This is a genomic window from Bradyrhizobium sp. 192, from assembly GCF_023100965.1.
Taxonomy (GTDB): domain Bacteria; phylum Pseudomonadota; class Alphaproteobacteria; order Rhizobiales; family Xanthobacteraceae; genus Bradyrhizobium; species Bradyrhizobium symbiodeficiens.
Genome location: NZ_CP064690.1, coordinates 6,153,859 through 6,171,202, shown reverse-complemented (window position 1 = coordinate 6,171,202; position 17,344 = coordinate 6,153,859). Strand labels below are relative to the sequence as shown.

The following is a 17,344-nucleotide window of genomic DNA, read 5'->3' as shown; positions in this document are numbered from 1 at the left end:
AACAAACAGGAACCTCCCATGAACGCGAAGCCCGGCTTCACCGATTACATCGTCAAGGACATTACGCTCGCCGATTTCGGCCGCAAGGAGCTCTCGCTGGCCGAGACCGAGATGCCCGGCCTGATGGCCACCCGCGAGGAGTACGGCCCGAAGCAGCCGCTGAAGGGCGCGCGCATCGCCGGCTCGTTGCATATGACGATCCAGACCGGCGTGCTGATCGAGACGCTGGCAGCCCTCGGCGCCGATATCCGCTGGGTTTCCTGCAACATCTATTCGACGCAGGATCATGCTGCCGCCGCGATCGCGGCCGCCGGTATTCCCGTCTTCGCCGTCAAGGGCGAGACGCTGGCGGAGTACTGGGACTACACCGCAAAGCTGTTCGACTGGCACGGCGGCGGTCACCCGAACATGATCCTCGACGACGGCGGTGACGCCACCATGTACGTCCATCTCGGCCTGCGCGCCGAGAAGGGCGATACCGCCTTCCTCGACAAGCCCGGTTCGGAAGAAGAGGAAGTCTTCTTCGCGCTTTTGAAGAAGCAGCTCAAGGAGAAGCCGAAGGGCTACTTCGCCGCGATTGCCGAGAGCATCAAGGGCGTCTCCGAGGAGACCACCACGGGCGTGCATCGTCTCTATGACATGCAGAAGGCCGGTACGCTGCTGTGGCCCGCCATCAACGTCAACGACAGCGTCACCAAGTCGAAGTTCGACAACCTCTATGGCTGCCGTGAATCGCTGGTCGACGGCATCCGCCGCGGCACCGACGTGATGATGTCGGGCAAGGTCGCGATGGTCGCCGGCTTTGGTGACGTCGGGAAGGGTTCGGCCGCCTCGCTGCGCCAGGCCGGCTGCCGCGTCATGGTGTCGGAAGTCGATCCGATCTGCGCTCTGCAGGCCGCGATGGAAGGCTACGAAGTCGTGACCATGGAAGATGCGGCTCCCCGTGCCGACATCTTCGTCACCGCGACAGGCAACAAGGACATCATCACCATCGAGCACATGCGCGCGATGAAGGATCGCGCCATCGTCTGCAACATCGGTCACTTCGACAACGAGATCCAGATCGCGGGTCTGCGTAACCTGAAATGGACCAACATCAAGCCGCAGGTCGACGAGATCGAATTCCCCGACAAGCACCGCATCATCATGCTGTCGGAAGGCCGCCTCGTGAACCTCGGCAACGCGATGGGCCATCCGTCCTTCGTGATGTCGGCCTCCTTCACCAACCAGACGCTGGCGCAGATCGAGCTTTACGCCAACAACAAGGACGGCAAGTACAAGAAGGAAGTCTACGTGCTGCCGAAGTCGCTCGACGAGAAAGTCGCGCGTCTTCACCTCGCCAAGATCGGCGTCAAGCTCACCGAGCTCCGCAAGGACCAGGCCGACTACATCGGCGTGAAGCAGGAAGGCCCGTTCAAGTCGGATCATTACCGCTATTGATCCTGACCCAATTGCGACACAAAGGGCCCCGGAGCGATCCGGGGTCTTTTTTTATCGGTCTGCCTTGTGGTACGCTTACAGGTAGAGCCGAAACAAGCCTGCCACTTTGCAGCGGGCGGCCGCTTTCCAACGTTCATTGTCAGAATGCATAGGGAGGGAATGCGATGTCTGAGCTGCTGCCGGTTTGATGGACACCGAGATTGGGTGTTTCATGAAGCCGGAGGTGGTCATGCAGAGACGGAAGTTCAGTCGAGAGTTCAAGGTCGAGGCGGTCAAGCTTGTCAGGGAACGAGGGGTGTCGGTGGCGCAAGCCGGCCGCGACCTGGGGGTTCATGAGAACGTGCTGCGCAAATGGGTGAAGGAGTTCGGCTCCGATCCCGTTCAGGCCTTCCCCGGCCACGGGCAAATGAAGCCTGAGCAATTGGAGATCGAGCGGCTGCGGCGCGAGGTCACCAAGCTGAAGGCGGAGCGGGACATCCTAAAAAAGGCCGCTGCCTACTTCGCGAAGGAAGCGACATGAAGTTCGGCTTCATCGCGAAGCACCGGACCATCTGGCCGGTGGCATGGCTATGCGAAGCAATGGGCGTATCGCGGTCGGGCTTCCATGCCTGGCTGAACCGATCGCCCAGCGCCAGATCCCGAAGCGACGAGACGGTAGGCCAGAGGGTCAAGGCGAGCTTCGTTGCCAGCGACCGGACCTATGGCGCACGGCGCGTCTGGAGAGACCTTCTGGCAGACGGCGTCGACTGCGGCCTGCATCGAATCGAGCGGCTGATGCGCCTGCAGGCCTTGCGGGCGAGACCAAGGCGCCGGCGCCTGCCGAAGGACGAAGGCGACCGGCAGATAGCGAACGTGCCGGCGAACCTTCTGGATCGTCAGTTTGTGGCTGAGCGGCCGAACCAGAAGTGGATCGCCGACTTCACCTACATCTGGACCGCCGAGGGCTGGCTCTACGTGTCGGCCGTGATCGACCTGTTCTCGCGCCGTGTGGTCGGCTGGTCGATGAGCTCTAGTATGACAGCGCAATTGGTTGCCGATGCCCTGTTGATGGCAGTCTGGCGCCGCGGCAACCCGGATGCTTTGATGCATCATTCCGATCGCGGCAGCCAATACGTCAGCGAACAGTTCCAGCGCCTGATGGCCGACAGCGGGATCGTTTGCAGCATGAGCCGATCCGGCAATGTGTGGGACAACGCGGCGATGGAGAGCTTCTTCTCGTCGTTGAAGACCGAGCGCACCGAGCGCAAGACCTATCGCACCAGGAACGAGGCAAGAGCAGATGTGTTCGACTACATCGAGCGGTTCTATAACGCCGTCCGGCGTCATTCGACCATCGGCTATCTCAGCCCCGTTGAGTTCGAGCGTAAGGTGGGATTAGCTTAACCTGGTGTCCATCAAACCGGCAGCAGCTCAGTCCAGCGAAGCCAACGTTCAATTGTTGAAGGAAGCCTATCGCCAGTGGAGCGAGAGCAAGGGCCAAAGCGTCGACCATTGGTTCGACAACGTCATCGGTCCGCAGATCAAGTTTGATTCGATTCCGCGTGGGGCTGCGGCGGTGCCCTTTGCCAAGAGCTATGACGATCGCAGCGAGCTGCGTGGCTATTTTGACGGACTGTTGGCCGACTGGAGCATGCAGTACTACACGATGAACGAATACGTCGCGGAAGGCGACGCCGTCGTCGCGCGCGGCAAATGCGCGTGGACCAACAAGAAGACCGGAAAGCTCGCTGAGACACCGAAGGTCGATTTCTGGCGCTTCAAGGACGGCAGGGCGGTCGAGTTTCATGAGTACTTCGACACTGCCTGTGTCTACGCCGCGACCATGCCCTGACGGTTGCAATTCGGCGCGGCGCCGCCCATCCTGTACCGGGGGAGAGACGCCATGACCGAAGCCAAAGAACATTTCGACGTCCTCATCGTCGGTGCCGGCCTGTCCGGCATCGGCGCGGGCTATCATTTGCAGAAGAAGTGCCCGGGCAAGAGCTACGTCATTCTGGAGGGGCGCGACTGCATCGGCGGCACCTGGGACCTGTTCCGCTATCCCGGCATCCGTTCGGACAGCGACATGTTCACGCTCGGCTATTCCTTCAAGCCGTGGACCGATCCGAAGGCGATCGCAGACGGGCCGCAGATCCTGAACTATGTGCGTGAGACCGCGGCCGAGAACGGCATCGAGAAGCACATCCGCTTCCGCCATCGCGTCAAGCGCGCTTCGTGGTCGACGCCGGACGCACGCTGGACCATCGAGGCTGAACGCATCACGGGGGAGGGCGCGACCGAGCTGGTGCGCTTCACCTGCAATTTCCTCTTCATGTGCTCGGGTTATTACAAATACGAGGCGGGCTACACGCCGGAGTTCAAGGGCTCCGCCGATTTCGCCGGGCGCATCGTCCATCCGCAGAAATGGACCGAGGACATCGACTACGCGGGCAAGCGCGTCGTGGTGATCGGGTCGGGCGCGACCGCGGTGACGCTGGTGCCGGAGCTCGCCAAGAAGGCGGCACAGGTCACCATGCTGCAGCGTTCGCCGACCTATGTGGTGTCGCGTCCGGCGCAGGATCCCGTCGCCAACAAGATCCGCCGTAATTTGCCGACGCGGCTTGCCTATCATGTCATCCGCTGGCGCAACGTGATGTGGGGAATGTTCTTCTTCCAGCTCAGCCGGCGCCGTCCTGCGAAGGTCAAGGAGCTGGTCCTCAAGGGCGTGCAGATGGCGCTCGGCCCGGACTACGACGTCGCCACTCATTTCACGCCGCGCTACAATCCCTGGGACCAGCGGTTGTGCCTGGTGCCGGACGGCGATCTGTTCGCGGCGATCCGCGAGCAGCGCGCCTCCGTCGTCACGAGCGAGATCGACACGTTCACGCGCGACGGCATTCGCCTGAAGGATGGCAGCGAACTGGCCGCCGACATCGTCGTGACGGCGACCGGGCTGGTGCTTCAGGTCGTCGGCGGTCTCGACGTCAGTGTCGACGGCCGTGCCGTCGATTTCGCCAATACGCTGACCTACAAGGGCATGATGTATGCCGACGTGCCCAACATGGCCTCGGCGTTCGGCTACACCAATGCGTCCTGGACGCTGAAATGCGACCTCACCTGCGAATATGTCTGCCGGCTCATCAACTACATGGACCGGCACAATTTCCGCCAGTGCATGCCGCATAATGACGACCCGGAGATCACGGCACAGCCCTCGCTGGACTTCACCTCGGGCTATGTGCAGCGCTCGGTGGCCAAGATGCCGAAGCAGGGCTCGAAGCAGCCGTGGCGGCTGTACCAGAACTACGCGCTCGACATCGTCTCCTTGCGCTTCGGCCGGATCGACGACGGCGTGATGCGATATTCCTGATCACGCCGCGGGCTGCATCTATGCCTTGCGCGTAGTGAGCGCGAGGCCAAGGTCGATCGCCAGTGCCAGCACCACCGCCGCACCGCCGAGTCCGAACAGGACCAGATAGTCGCCACCGGTCTGCGCATAGATCCACGAGAACCCGTAGGCCGCTGCCGCCTGGAACAGCGCAAAGCTCGTAGTGGCGTGGCTCCAGGTCGCGCGCTGTTGTTCGGCCGAATGCGGCACGAGCTCGTGGATGCGCCCGAGCACCAGGGGCACGATGCCTGGCGTGAAGGCGCCGACCACAACACTTGATACGATCAGCGAGACCGGCGCGGTGCTCACCGTCGGCAGCAACACAGCGGCCGCCTCGATCAGGAAGGCCGCGCGCAATGCCGGTCCAAACCCGGACCGGTCACCGAGATGGCCGGTGGCGAGCGGACCGACGATCGCGCCAAGGCCGTAAAGCACCCAGTAGTGCGATCCCGCGGCAATTCCCTGGCCAAGGCCGCGGGCCACGAAGTCGACGATGAAAACCATGTGCGGCACCAGCGCTACCGCGTTGAGACCGTACTGGACCAGCAGCGCGCGGGCGGCGGGCGAGGCTCGATGGGGCTTTGCCTGATGCGAAGGAGCCGCATTGCCCTTGGCGTCAGCAGGCCAGTTCCACCAGCTCGCGAGGGTGAGGAGGGCCGAGAGCGCGCCAAGGCCATACCAGCTCTGCTGGAGGCCCTGTTGCAGCAAGAGCGGCACCAGCGTGCCCGATGCTGCGACGCCGAGGCCGACGCCGGCAAAGATCACGCCGCCGACGATGCCGCGCCGTGCGGGTGAGGTGTGCGGCAGAATGACGGAAGCCGCCAGCACCATGATGATGCCGCCGGTGAGACCTGACAGAAAGCGCCAGGCGAAGAACCAGGTAAACGACACCGGTGCCGAACTGGCGAAGAAGGAGAGGGTCGCCAGCAGCATCATCGCTCGCAGCGCAGGGACCGCGCCGATGCGCGAAGCGACGGCCCGTGCGGCGAGCGCGCCGGCGAGATAGCCGGCAAGGTTCGCCGCACCGAGATAGACGACGTCTGATGCGCTGAACCATCTTGCCGCGATCAGGGCCGGGATCAGCGGGGTATAGGAAAAGCGGGCGAGGCCGAGGCCGACCAGTGACGCGGACAATCCTGCCACGGCATATCGCCAGGTTCTTTGGGACGTTGAGCCAGAGTTTGACCCCGGCTGCGGGTGCAGCCGGGTCTCGATGTGTTGCTTCGTATCTGCGTTGATCATTTCATCCTCCTGCGCTCAATGGCGCGCGGATCATCCGGTCTGGGCGCGGCGGCGCCGGAATTCCGGCACGGGCAGGCCGCCCCAGCCCCAATTATCCAGGTCGACTTCCTCGATCACGACGAAGGTGGAATCGAGCGGCTTGCCGAGCACGTCGAGCAAGACCTGGCTCGATCCCTTGATCAGGGCGGCCTTTTCCTCCGCGGTGATCGACGCCGCTCCCGGCGTCGTTCCCTCGCGGGTCACTTGAATGGTGACGATGGGCATCGTGTTTATCCTCGGCTCAGTGGCCGGCGCTCTGGCCGCCGTCGACATGCAGGATCTCGCCGGTGACGAAGGAAGCACCCTCGAGATAGAGCACGGCATCGACGATGTCGGACATCTCGCCCATATGGCCGACCGGGTGCAGCGCGCTGAGCTGGGCATGCGTCTCGACCGGATGCATCGGCGACTTGATGATGCCGGGGGACACCGCGTTGACGCGGATGCCGCGCTTGGCATACTCGATCGCGAGCGACTTGGTCGCGGCGCTCAGTCCGCCCTTGCTCAGCGAGGCCAGCACCGAGGGCACGTTCGAGTTCGCCTGTTCGACCAGGGTGGTGGTGATCTGGACGACGTGGCCAGAACCCTGCTTTTCCATCTCGGCGATGGCGAGCTGCGTGACGTTGAAGAAACCTGCGACATTGGTCCCCATCACCGCCGCATAGTCTTCGGCCGTGTACTGCGTGAACGGCTTTGCGACGAAGATGCCGGCATTGTTCACCAGCGTGTCGACCCGGCCGAAGCGGGCGACGGCCTGCGAGATCACGCGCTCGGCGGTGGCTCTATCCGAGATGTCGCCGGGGACGGCGAGAACATCGTCGTCGCCCGACGGCTTGATGGAGCGGGCCGTTGCCACGACGCGGTAGTTGCCATCACGAAATCCCTTGACCAGGGCGGAGCCGATGCCCTGCGATGCCCCGGTGATGATGGCGACCTTCTGTTCGATACCCATGACGGGCTCCTGTTGTTGGCTTCAGAACCTGAGCCAGCAGCGGCCGGCCCCGCGTGTGAGGTACGCTCCAGCGGCCCGGCTGCGAATACACGTTGTCCGGCAGACACTGTTACGTGGCGCGAACGAATGCCGGATCTGGCCTTGGCGGCGGTTGTCGCGGTGGGGACGAGCGCCTAGCTTGTCACCGGAGTTTGATGGGGCGACGGGAAGGCATGGATCGTCTGGATGCGATGAATGTGTTCGTCCTCGCGGTGGACGAGGGAAGCCTCGCGGCCGCAGGGCGCAAGCTTGGCCGCTCACCGGCAGCGGTCAGCCGCGCCATCGCTTTTCTGGAAGAGCGGGTCGGCGCCGAACTGCTGCACCGGACGACGCGATCGATCAAGCTGAGCGAGGAGGGCGAGCGCTATCTCGCGATCTGCCGCCGCGTACTCGCGGAGCTGGAGGAGGCCGACGACATTGCCGCCGGACCGCGCTCGGCGCCGCGAGGCCTGCTTACGATCACCGCACCAGTTGTGTCCGGCGAGATGGTGCTGCGGCCGATCCTGGATGCGTTTCTCGATGCCTGTCCGACGGTGTCGGCAAAGCTCCTGCTGTTTGACCGTGCGGTCAACCTGATCGAGGAAGGCGTCGATGTCGCGCTCCGCATCGGGCCTCTCGCGGATTCAGCGATGGTGGCGATGCGGGTCGGCGAGATCAGCCGCGTCGTCGTGGCGGCGCCGCGCTATCTCAAGCAGCACCCGCGCATCACCGAGCCCGGCGATCTTGCCAAGCATCAGATCGTGGCGATGGCGCATCTTCCGAACTCCTGGACCTTTGTGCCGCAGGCCGGCTCGTCGGCGGCCCGGACGGTGCAGTTTACTCCGCGCCTCGTCGTCAACAGTACCTATGCGGCGGTGGCCTCCGCCGTGGCCGGGCGCGGGGTGGCGCGGATGTATTCCTACCAGGTGGCGGAGCAGGTCGCGCGCGGCGAGCTCGAGATCGTACTGGCCGGCGACGAGGATCCGGAGATGCCCGCGCATTTGATCTGCCCGCAGGGCAGGCTTTCGGTGCCCAAGGTGCGTGCCTTCACCGACTTTGCGGTGCCGCGGCTGAAGAAGCAATTTGCCCAGCTCAAGAAGAGCATGGCTGCGCGATGAGCCGCTGCACCCTCGGCAATGCGTTGTTTTGCGTATACGGGCACCGGGCTGAATCAGCCATGCTGCCCGAACGGTTAACGCCGGATTAACCGGTGAGTCCTAGCCTGTCTTGGCCGGGTTACTCGCAAGGCCGAGGTGAGCCCAATGGAAGCCCAAAAGATCGCGGTCGACGCCGTCGTCGCGCTGACCGATTGCGACCGCGACGCCGTCATCGCCTTCATCCGCCGGCTCTATCTCGCCGGCGTCACGGATCCCAAGCGCCTGACCTTCAAGGGTCTCCAGGCGCTGTCCCGGGCGTGATTCAGCTCGTTTCGGCCAGTTTCAACCCAGGTTCCGCACCGCCGTTCTCCCCAGCGTGATTGCAACCCAGCGGTGAATATCTTGCCGCTTGGGCCTGGCCGAGGTAGATCACGTTCCCGGCTGGGTCAGTTGGGAGCTGGGGAAATGGTGAAACAGCTTTTTGCACCGCAACTTGTCATCCTTTATGTGCTTGCGGCCTCGACGATTTACGTGCACTTCCGCGGCAAGCAGCGGCTGCGCTTTGCGCGCCAGCTCGGCGATCACTCGACCTACCTCGCCCCCTACAATGTGCTGATGTACGCCGGCTCTGCCGTTCCGAACAAACCGGTGATCCCGGTCGAGCAGTTTCCCGAGCTGAAACCCCTCAGCGAGAACTGGGAAACGATCCGCGACGAGGCCGTGCGTCTGTTCGACGAAGGTTTCATCCGCGCGGCCGCGAAGAACAACGACTGGGGCTTCTACTCGTTCTTCAAGAGCGGCTGGAAGCGGTTTTACCTGAAATGGTACGACGACTTCCTGCCGTCGGCGAACACGCTGTGCCCGAAGACGGTGGAGCTGCTCAAGTCGATCCCGAGCGTGCATGGCGCGATGTTCGCGATGCTGCCGCCGGGCGGCAAGCTCGGCGCGCACCGCGATCCCTTTGCCGGCTCGCTGCGCTATCACCTCGGCCTGGTCACGCCGAACTCGAACAAGTGCCGCATCCTGGTCGACGGCGTCGAATGCGTCTGGCGCGACGGCGAGGCCTTCATGTTCGACGAGACCTTCATCCATAGCGCCGAGAACGCCACCGACGTCAACCGCATCATCCTGTTCTGCGACGTCGAGCGCCCGATGAAGTATGGCTTCATGACCGCGATCAACCGCTGGGTCAGCCATCACATCGTCAAGGCGTCGGCGACCCAGAACGTCGAGGGCGAGAATGTCGGCGTGCTCAACAAGGTGTTCGGCAAGCTCTACGAGATCCACCTCGCCAGCCGCAAGGTCAAGGCGTGGAACCGCAACGTCTACTACACGCTGAAGTACTCGCTGACGGCGCTGATCCTCGGCCTCATCGTCTATTCGGCAATACGGTGACGGGCGGCGAAATGGCTTCCTTGCCGCTTGCGAACACCGAGATCGTGCAGTTCTTCCGCCGGTGGCTGGAAACCTTCGCAGGCTATGTCCGCGAGGTCGACTACGCTTCGGCGAGGCCGCTGTTCCATCCCGACGTGCTTGCATTCGGCACGCATAACGATGTCATCCCCGGCCTCGACCAATGGGTCACGAGTCAATGGAATAACGTCTGGCCCAAGACAAGCGACTTCCGTTTCGTGCTCGAGCAAGTTTCGATCCTGGCATCCCCTGACGGCATGATGGCGACGGTCATCGCGCCATGGACGAGCACGGGCTATCATGCCGATGGCAGCGCGTTTCCGCGCCCTGGTCGCGCGACGATGGTATTTTCGAGAGAAGGTGATGGCTGGCTGTGCGTGCATTCGCACATGTCACTCAATCGTGGTGTGCCGCAGGCCAGCCACGCCAATCGACCGGTAAAAGCCTGGTAGATGTGATCGGAATCAAAAAGGCCCCGGATAATGTCCGGGGCCTTTTGATTTTCGAGATGTCGTGCAGCCTATTCCGGTTGGCCGATCGAGACCTTCAGCGTGCCGACGCCGTCGACGCCGCATTCGAGCTTGTCGCCGGGCTGAAGCTGCGACACTCCGGCGGGCGTGCCCGTCATGATGATGTCGCCGGCGGCGAGCTTCACCTGCTGCGAGAGCTGCCAGATGATCTCGGGCACGTTCCAGATCAGCTCGGTCAGGTCACCCTTCTGAGCCTCCTTGCCGTTGACCGTGAGCCAGATCTTGCCCTTGGCGGGATGGCCGATCTTGGAGGCCGGCTGGATCGCGGAGCACGGAGCGGAGCCGTCGAACGACTTGCCGATCTCCCAGGGACGCTCCTTCTTGCGCGAGGCGATCTGGAGGTCGCGGCGGGTGAGGTCGATGCCGACGGCATAGCCGTAGACGTGATCCAGCGCCTTGTCGGCGGGGATGTTGAGTCCGCCGCTCTTCATCGCGACGATCAGCTCGACCTCGTGATGCAAATCCTTGGTCAATGGTGGATAGGGAATGGTGGCGCCATCGGGCACCAGCATATCGGCGTGCTTGGCGAAGAAGAACGGCGGGGCACGCTCGTCATTGCCCATCTCGCGGATGTGCTCGAGATAGTTGCGGCCGACGCACCAGATGCGGCGCACCGGATAACGGCCGCTTTCGCCGACGACGGGAAGCGAAGCCTGGGGCGGAAGCGGGATGACGTAGGAGGCGGCGTTCATGCGGGTCTCGCGGCTCTTGAGGTTGACAGGGAACTCTATGCGGTTGCGCTGATCGGCGCCAGAGCGCCGGCATCGTGATGTTGCAGGCGGAAGAATGAGGCATAGCGCCCGCCGCGACGGAGCAGCTCGTCATGTCGGCCCTGCTCGACGATTTCGCCACCTTCGATCACAAGGATGCTGTCTGCGTGCATGATGGTGTGCAGGCGATGCGCGATCACGATGGTGGTGCGGTTCTGGCAGAGATGCTCGATCGCCTCCTGCACCTGCCGTTCGGATTCGGAATCGAGTGCGGCGGTGGCCTCATCAAGCAGGATGATCGGTGCGTTCTTGAGCAGCGCGCGCGCGACGGCGATGCGCTGGCGCTGGCCGCCCGACAGCTGGGTGCCGTGCTCGCCGACCGGCGTGTCGTAGCCGAGCGGGAAGCCCATGATGAAGTCATGCGCGCAGGCGGCCTTGGCAGCGTCGACGATTTCGTTCTCGGTCGCGCCCGGCTTGCCGAACGCGATGTTGTTCCGGATGGTGTCGCGGAACAGATAGACGTCCTGCCCGACATAGGCGGTCTGCGCCCGCAGCGATTTGCGAGAGATCGCGCCGATCGACTGGCCGTCGATCGCGATGTCGCCCTGCGTCACCTCGTAGAAGCGCAGCAGCAGCGCCAGCACCGTCGACTTGCCGCCGCCGGACGGGCCTACCAGCGCGGTGACCTTGCCGGGCTCCGCCACGAAGCTCATGCGGTTGAGCACGGTCTCGCCCGAGCGATAGGAGAAGCTGACGTCGCGCAGCTCGATCCGCGCGTCGGTGAGCTTCAGCGCCGGCTTGTCGTCGTCGGAGTGCTCGCTCGCCGGGCTGTCGACGACTTCGAGCAGCATGCGGGCGCCGACGAGCTGGCTGTTGAGGTCTATGTTCAGCCGTGCCAGCCGCTTGGCCGGCTCGGTGGCCATCAGGAAGGCGGTCATGAAGGAGAAGAACGCACCGGGCGTGGCGTTGAGCGCGACCACGCTGTAGCCACCATAGAGCAGGCAGCCGGCGACCGCGAAGCCCCCGAGCATCTCCATCAGCGGGTTGGAGCGGTTGGCGACGCGCGCCATCTTGTTGGCGTTGCGCTCGACGATCGCGATGTTCTCGTCGATGCGCTTCTGCATGGTGTCTTCCAGCGTGAACGCCTTGACGGTGCGGATGCCCTGCAGCGATTCCTGCATCGTCTCCATGATGTCGGCGGTGCCGGTGAACTGGTTGAAAGCGAGACCCTTGATGCGCTTGACCAGCTTGCGCAGCACCAGCATTGCCGGCGGCACCACGACGAGACCGATGAACGACATCACCGGGTCCTGCCACACCATCACGCCGATCATGGCGAGAAGCATCATGAGGTCGCGGCCGACCGCGTTAACCAGCATGTTGAGGACGTCGGTGATGGATTTTGCGCCGGCCGTCAGCCGCGCCAGAAATTCGGACGAATGCCGTTCGGAGAAGAAGCCGACGCTCTCGCGCATCAACTTGGCGAACAATTGCCGCTGGTTGGTGGCGAGGATGGCGTTACTGATCTTGGTCAGGATCACCATGTGGCCGTAGGTCGCCACGCCCTTGATGAAGAGCAGGATCACCGTGATGCCCGAGAACATCGCGATGCCCGGGATGTTCTTGTCGACATAGGCCTGGTTGATGACCTGGCCCAGCACGTAGGTCGCGCCCGCGGTCGATCCGGCGGCAAGCGCCATCAACGCGAAGGCGACGAGGTAGCGCCGCCAATAGACGACCCCCTGTTCCGTGACCAGGCGGCGAACCAGGACCATTGCCGCATAGGGATCGTCGGTGATTTTCTTTGGAAACTGGGCCATCCGCAGTCCATTGACGGCACGGGACAAAGCCTGCCCGCGCGTCAGGGATCGAACGGCCTCTGTGCCCGCTCAAGCGGAGTTTTTCAAGCCCAATTAAGGGCTTGCGCTCAGAGGGAATCTAGGCCGAGGCCGCGTGGCGGAGCTCGCCATGGCGCTCGTGGAACAACTTGTCCTCCCACGCCAAGGCGTGCGCGGCGATGGTCTCGAGGTCGTCGTATTGCGGCTTCCACTCGAGCAGGCCGCGGATGCGGCTGGTATCGGCGACCATGGTCATGATGTCGCCGGGCCGGCGCGGGGCGTATTGCACGGCGAAGCTGCGGCCTGACACCCGGCGCACGGCGTCGATGGTCTCCAGCACCGAATAGCCGCGGCCGTAGCCGCAATTGAGCGTCGTCGAGGCGCCACCGTTGCGCAGGTACGTGAGTGCCGAACGATGGGCCTGCGAGAGGTCCGTGACGTGGATGAAGTCGCGGATGCAACTGCCGTCGGGGGTCGGATAGTCGGTGCCGAACACGTCGATCTTGGCGCGCTGGCCGGTCGCGGCTTCCACCGCGATCTTGAGCAGATGCGTGGCGCCGGCGGTGGCAAGGCCGATGCGGGCCTGCGGATCGGCGCCGGCGACGTTGAAATAGCGCAGGGTGACGTACTGCATGCCGTAGGCGGCGGCGACGTCGTGCAGCATGATCTCGGTCATCAGCTTCGACGAGCCGTAGGGCGACAGCGGCCGCGTCGGCGCGTGTTCGGGGACCGGCACCTGGTCCGGATTGCCGTAGACGGCGGCGGTCGACGAGAAGATGAAGCGGTTGATGCCGCGCTTGACCGCGACGTTGAGCAGATTGCGCGCGGTCGTGAAATTGTTGCGATAGTAGCCGAGCGGATCGCGCATCGAATCCGGTACGACGACGGAGCCGGCGAAATGGATGATGCTCTCGATGTTGTGCTGCGCGATCACGCCTTCGAGCAGGTTCTCGTCGCCGGCATCGCCAATGAACAGCGGCACGCCCTCGGGCAGATAGGCCGAGAAACCGGTGGAGAGATCGTCGATCACGACGACGTCCTCGCCGGCTTCCGCCAGCGCGAGGACCGTATGACTTCCGATATAGCCGGCGCCGCCGGTGACTAGCACAGTCATGATCTCACCCGTCTTCGATCAACGCGCCAAGTTAACGTTTGCGCGGTGAAGAGGGGGTTTCGGCGTGGCTGAACTGGTCACTATGCTTAATGTTGCGTATAGGGGGTTTCCGAAACGGAGCGTGACGTGGCGAATCACCCGGGCGATCTCGAAGTGATCGTGCCAAATCTGCACAGGCGCTATTCCGGGGTCACCGCGACCAACCGGATGGTGGCGCCGCGGCTGGCGAAACTATACCGCGCCGCCTGGTTCGGCTCGCACGCGCCGGCCGGGATCGCGCGCCTGAGTGTTGCCGATTTTCTGAAGCTGTGGCGCCGCAAGGCGCCATTGATCTGGCACGCGAGGCGCAACAACGAGATGATCGCGGGCGTCGTGCTGCGCGCGCTCGGCTGGCCGTTGAAGCTCGTGTTCACCTCGGCGGCGCAGCGGCATCACAGCTGGATCACGCGCTGGCTGATCCGGCGCATGGACGCGATCATCGCGACGTCGGATCTCTCGGCTTCGTTCCTGAAAGTTCAGGCGACGGTGATCCCGCATGGGGTCGACACCGACGTCTATGTGCCGTCGATCGATCGCGCGGCAGCGTTCACGGAGGCCGCGCTGCCGGGCCGCTACGCCATCGGCTGCTTCGGTCGCGTGCGCGCGCAGAAGGGCACGGACGTGTTCGTCGATGCGATGTGCCGCCTGCTGCCGCGCTATCCCGATTTCACCGCCGTGATCGTTGGTCAGGTCACGGCCGAGCAGACCTCCTTTGCCAATGACCTGAAAAAAAGGATCGAAGCAGCCGGCCTGCAATCGCGCATCGTCATCACCGGCGAGCTGCCTATCGAAGCGGTGCAGCGCTGGTATCAGCGGCTGATGATCTACGCCTTCACCTCGCGCAACGAAGGTTTTGGCCTAACGCTGATCGAGGCGATGGCGGCGGGCAGCGCGCTCGTCGCCGCACGCGCCGGCGCGGCCGAGCTGGTGGTCGAGGATGGCGTGAGCGGCGTGCTGATCCCGTCGGGTGATGCGGAGGCGCTGGCTGCGGCACTGGAGCCGCTGATGCGCGATGTCGACGCCGCGACGGCGATGGGCGAGCGGGGCCGGGCCCGGGTGCTCGAAAAATTCAGCCTCGATGCGGAAGCGGCGCGGATCGGCGAGGTCTATCGCCCGCTGCTGTGAGGCTTGGCGTCGCGGACCTACGCAAATTTAGCGAAAACAACCCCATGCACAGTAGAAGGTCGTAGTGAAATCAACGGCTTGGATGCCGGCGCGGCGGCTCGAATCTTGGCGCCCGTCGATACGTTTGGAAAACCACCGGCGGAAATCGATAGTCTCAAGAGACCAGCATCTCATGTCGCCGCGCGCGATGTCTCCAACACCCGCTGCGCAATCCCCACCACCTCGCTCGCCGCGATATTCCGCATGCAGCGGTGGTCGTTCATCTTGCAGATCGTGCTCTGGCAGGGCTGGCAGGACAGCACTTCCTTGTCCTGCACCACAGTGGCGGCGAGGCCGTTGAGGGGGGCCCAGAGATAGGGGCTGGTCGGGCCGAAGATGCCCATGGTGGGCGTGCCCAGCGCAGCCGCGATGTGCATCAGGCCGGAATCGTTGGAGATGGCGACGCCGGCGGCGGCCATAGCGAGCACGCCGTTGCGCAAATCGGTGCCGGTGAGGTCGCGTACCCCAGGGCCGCCCGCGGTCCCCGGGCCGCCAGCGTTCCCGGAGCCACCAGCGGCGACGATCTCCTGCGCCAGCCCCTTTTCCCCGGGGCCGCCGACTACCCAGACCTCGAAGCCGCGCTCGACCAGCAGCCGAGCGGCCTCCGGATAGTAGGTCCAGCGCTTTGACACGCCGACCGAGCCGGGCGCCAGCGCCACGGCTGCTCCCGCGCCGAGGCCGTTGGCCTGTCGCCAGCGGGCGATGTCTTCGGCAGGGACCCGCAATTGCGGCACCGGCCATTCCGGAGGCAGGGGCGCGCCATCGGGCTGGGCGAGGACGGCATTCTTGTCGATGAAGCGGGGCAGCTTCTTCTCGCCCCAGCGCCAGCGGTTGAGCAGGCCGAACCGGAATTCGCCGACGAAGCCGACCCGTTCAGGGATACCGGCCAGCGCCGGCGCAATGGCCGCCTTCCAGGTCCGGGGCAGCACCAGGGCCGTGCCGTAGTTCCGCTCGCGCAGAAGTTTCCCCAGGGCGAACTGGCGGGCGATGGCGAGGCGGCCGCGGGGCAGGTCCCACACGATCCCCTCGCGCACGCCGGGCATGTAATCGACCAGCGGGGCGCACAGGGATGTGGTGAGGAGATCGACCGGCCGGTTGGGCCAGCGCTCCTTCAGGACGCGGACCACGGTGTGATTCCGCACGAAGTCACCGATCCACATGTAGGGAATGATCAGGATCGGGCGTGTGTCGTCCCGATCGGCATCTCCACTAAATTGCGAATCTTTGTTCATCTGTTAATGGGGCCGCGGCGATCCGATTATGGCGGTTCGGTAGCCGCTCCGGGCCGGCAGGTAAAGCCGGCAGACCGTTCAATCCCAAAACCGCTTACACTTTGGCGGCTCATGCGCTAGGGCAGGACCGGGCCGCAAAGATCGGGCAGGGATTTCTGAATGTTGCTGGTGACCGGCGGGGCCGGTTTTATCGGGTCGAATGTCGTGGCCGCGCTCAATGACGCCGGCCGCAGTGACGTCGTGGTCTGCGATGTCCTGGGTAACGAAGGGAAGTGGCGGAACCTCGCCAAGCGCCAGCTTGTGGATATCGTCCCGCCCGCTGAACTGATGGACTGGCTGAAAGGCCGCAAGCTGGACGCCGTGATCCATCTCGGGGCGATTTCCGCGACCACCGCGACCGACGGCGACCTCGTGTTCGAGACCAATTTCCGCCTGTCGATGCGCCTTCTCGATTGGTGCGCGGCGAGCGCGGTGCCCTTCATCTATGCTTCCTCGGCGGCGACCTATGGCGACGGCGAGGCGGGTTTTGACGACGACGGCTCGCTGCCGGCGCTGAAGAAACTGCGGCCGATGAATCTCTACGGCTGGAGCAAGCACATGTTCGATCTCGCGGTCGCCGAACGTGCCGCGCGCGGCGAGATGCTCCCGCCGCAATGGGTGGGCCTGAAATTCTTCAACGTGTTCGGCCCCAACGAATATCACAAGGGCTCGATGATGAGCGTGCTGGCGCGGCGCTTCGACGACGTCAAGGCAGGCCGCGTCGTGCAATTGTTCAAGTCGCACCGCGAGGGCATTGCCGACGGCGATCAGCGCCGCGATTTCATCTATGTCGACGACGTCGTGCGCGTCGTGATGTGGCTGCTTGCGACACCATCGGTGTCCGGACTCTTCAATGTCGGAACCGGCGAGGCGCGCAGCTTCAGGGATCTGATGTTGGCGGCCTATGCGGCGCTCGGCACTAGGCCCAACATCGAATATATCGACATGCCCGAGCAGATCCGCGGGGCCTACCAGTACTTCACCCAGAGCGAGGTCGATCGCCTCCACCGCGCCGGCTATAACGGCGGCTTCACGACGCTCGAGGATGCGGTGAAGGCCTATGTCGGGGATTACCTCGACCGGCCCGACCGCTTCCGCTGAGGCCATTTC

The 17,344-nt window shown here is 64.0% G+C and carries 17 protein-coding genes; 10 read left to right on the top strand and 7 right to left on the bottom strand.

The features are described from left to right. Nucleotides 1–18 precede the first annotated feature (18 nt). The 4 genes from ahcY to IVB24_RS28915 all read left to right on the top strand — a co-directional run bounded on the left by ahcY (nucleotide 19) and on the right by IVB24_RS28915 (nucleotide 4,789). Nucleotides 19–1,440, top strand: a complete 1,422-nt coding sequence (gene ahcY / locus IVB24_RS28930) for an adenosylhomocysteinase (protein ID WP_247769874.1) — start codon at nucleotides 19–21, stop codon at nucleotides 1,438–1,440. Between the two features lie 229 nt (nucleotides 1,441–1,669). Next, nucleotides 1,670–2,823 (top strand): IS3 family transposase gene (locus tag IVB24_RS28925; protein WP_247768201.1). Its coding sequence is split into 2 segments (ribosomal slippage): nucleotides 1,670–1,919 and nucleotides 1,919–2,823, totalling 1,155 coding nucleotides; the frame shifts between segments, so codons are not numbered across the junction. Nucleotides 2,824–2,827: 4 nt separating this feature from the next. Next, nucleotides 2,828–3,271 carry a nuclear transport factor 2 family protein gene (locus IVB24_RS28920; RefSeq protein WP_247769873.1) on the top strand — a complete coding sequence of 148 codons (444 nt, stop codon included), beginning with the start codon at nucleotides 2,828–2,830 and terminating at the stop codon, nucleotides 3,269–3,271. Nucleotides 3,272–3,322: 51 nt separating this feature from the next. Next, nucleotides 3,323–4,789, top strand: a complete 1,467-nt coding sequence (locus IVB24_RS28915; protein ID WP_247769871.1) for an NAD(P)/FAD-dependent oxidoreductase — start codon at nucleotides 3,323–3,325, stop codon at nucleotides 4,787–4,789. Nucleotides 4,790–4,807: 18 nt separating this feature from the next. On the opposite strand, the gene IVB24_RS28910 is transcribed toward IVB24_RS28915, so the two are convergent. The 3 genes from IVB24_RS28910 to IVB24_RS28900 all read right to left on the bottom strand — a co-directional run bounded on the left by IVB24_RS28910 (nucleotide 4,808) and on the right by IVB24_RS28900 (nucleotide 7,040). Beyond that, a complete protein-coding gene (locus tag IVB24_RS28910; protein ID WP_247769869.1) occupies nucleotides 4,808–5,950 on the bottom strand; it encodes a YbfB/YjiJ family MFS transporter in 1,143 nt (380 codons plus the stop codon). Nucleotides 5,951–6,079: 129 nt separating this feature from the next. After that, a complete protein-coding gene (locus IVB24_RS28905; RefSeq protein WP_166475625.1) occupies nucleotides 6,080–6,313 on the bottom strand; it encodes a 4-oxalocrotonate tautomerase family protein in 234 nt (77 codons plus the stop codon). 16 nt (nucleotides 6,314–6,329) lie between these two features. Beyond that, nucleotides 6,330–7,040 (bottom strand): SDR family oxidoreductase, encoded by a 711-nt coding sequence (locus tag IVB24_RS28900; protein ID WP_247769868.1) that lies wholly within the window; start codon nucleotides 7,038–7,040, stop codon nucleotides 6,330–6,332. Between the two features lie 212 nt (nucleotides 7,041–7,252). On the opposite strand from IVB24_RS28900, the gene IVB24_RS28895 reads away from it, so the two are divergent. From IVB24_RS28895 to IVB24_RS28880, 4 genes are all read left to right on the top strand, one after another. Further along, on the top strand, nucleotides 7,253–8,176 hold the full coding sequence (locus IVB24_RS28895; protein ID WP_247769866.1) for a LysR family transcriptional regulator: 924 nt from the start codon (nucleotides 7,253–7,255) through the stop codon (nucleotides 8,174–8,176). 144 nt (nucleotides 8,177–8,320) lie between these two features. Next, a complete protein-coding gene (locus IVB24_RS28890; RefSeq protein WP_014493894.1) occupies nucleotides 8,321–8,476 on the top strand; it encodes a hypothetical protein in 156 nt (51 codons plus the stop codon). A gap of 144 nt (nucleotides 8,477–8,620) precedes the next feature. Beyond that, nucleotides 8,621–9,550, top strand: a complete 930-nt coding sequence (locus tag IVB24_RS28885) for an aspartyl/asparaginyl beta-hydroxylase domain-containing protein (RefSeq protein WP_247769862.1) — start codon at nucleotides 8,621–8,623, stop codon at nucleotides 9,548–9,550. An 11-nt stretch (nucleotides 9,551–9,561) separates the two neighbouring features. After that, a complete protein-coding gene (locus IVB24_RS28880) occupies nucleotides 9,562–10,020 on the top strand; it encodes a nuclear transport factor 2 family protein (protein WP_140480523.1) in 459 nt (152 codons plus the stop codon). Between the two features lie 68 nt (nucleotides 10,021–10,088). On the opposite strand, the gene IVB24_RS28875 is transcribed toward IVB24_RS28880, so the two are convergent. From IVB24_RS28875 to galE, 3 genes are all read right to left on the bottom strand, one after another. Next, nucleotides 10,089–10,790, bottom strand: coding sequence for a fumarylacetoacetate hydrolase family protein (locus IVB24_RS28875; protein WP_028137558.1), 702 nt, complete (start codon nucleotides 10,788–10,790; stop codon nucleotides 10,089–10,091). A 35-nt stretch (nucleotides 10,791–10,825) separates the two neighbouring features. Then, complete coding sequence (locus IVB24_RS28870; protein ID WP_247769861.1) at nucleotides 10,826–12,628, bottom strand: ABC transporter ATP-binding protein; 1,803 nt, start codon at nucleotides 12,626–12,628, stop codon at nucleotides 10,826–10,828. Between the two features lie 118 nt (nucleotides 12,629–12,746). Continuing rightward, on the bottom strand, nucleotides 12,747–13,760 hold the full coding sequence (gene galE / locus IVB24_RS28865; RefSeq protein WP_247769860.1) for a UDP-glucose 4-epimerase GalE: 1,014 nt from the start codon (nucleotides 13,758–13,760) through the stop codon (nucleotides 12,747–12,749). Nucleotides 13,761–13,886: 126 nt separating this feature from the next. Between galE and IVB24_RS28860 the strand changes: the two genes are divergently transcribed. Beyond that, entirely contained in the window at nucleotides 13,887–14,924 is a 1,038-nt protein-coding gene (locus IVB24_RS28860; protein WP_247769858.1) for a glycosyltransferase family 4 protein, read from the top strand. A 170-nt stretch (nucleotides 14,925–15,094) separates the two neighbouring features. Here the strand turns inward: IVB24_RS28860 and waaF are convergent, their stop codons facing one another. Beyond that, nucleotides 15,095–16,195 carry a lipopolysaccharide heptosyltransferase II gene (gene waaF / locus IVB24_RS28855; protein ID WP_247769856.1) on the bottom strand — a complete coding sequence of 367 codons (1,101 nt, stop codon included), beginning with the start codon at nucleotides 16,193–16,195 and terminating at the stop codon, nucleotides 15,095–15,097. A 159-nt stretch (nucleotides 16,196–16,354) separates the two neighbouring features. On the opposite strand from waaF, the gene rfaD reads away from it, so the two are divergent. Next, nucleotides 16,355–17,335, top strand: coding sequence for an ADP-glyceromanno-heptose 6-epimerase (gene rfaD, locus IVB24_RS28850; RefSeq protein ID WP_247769854.1), 981 nt, complete (start codon nucleotides 16,355–16,357; stop codon nucleotides 17,333–17,335). Nucleotides 17,336–17,344: the final 9 nt, after the last annotated feature.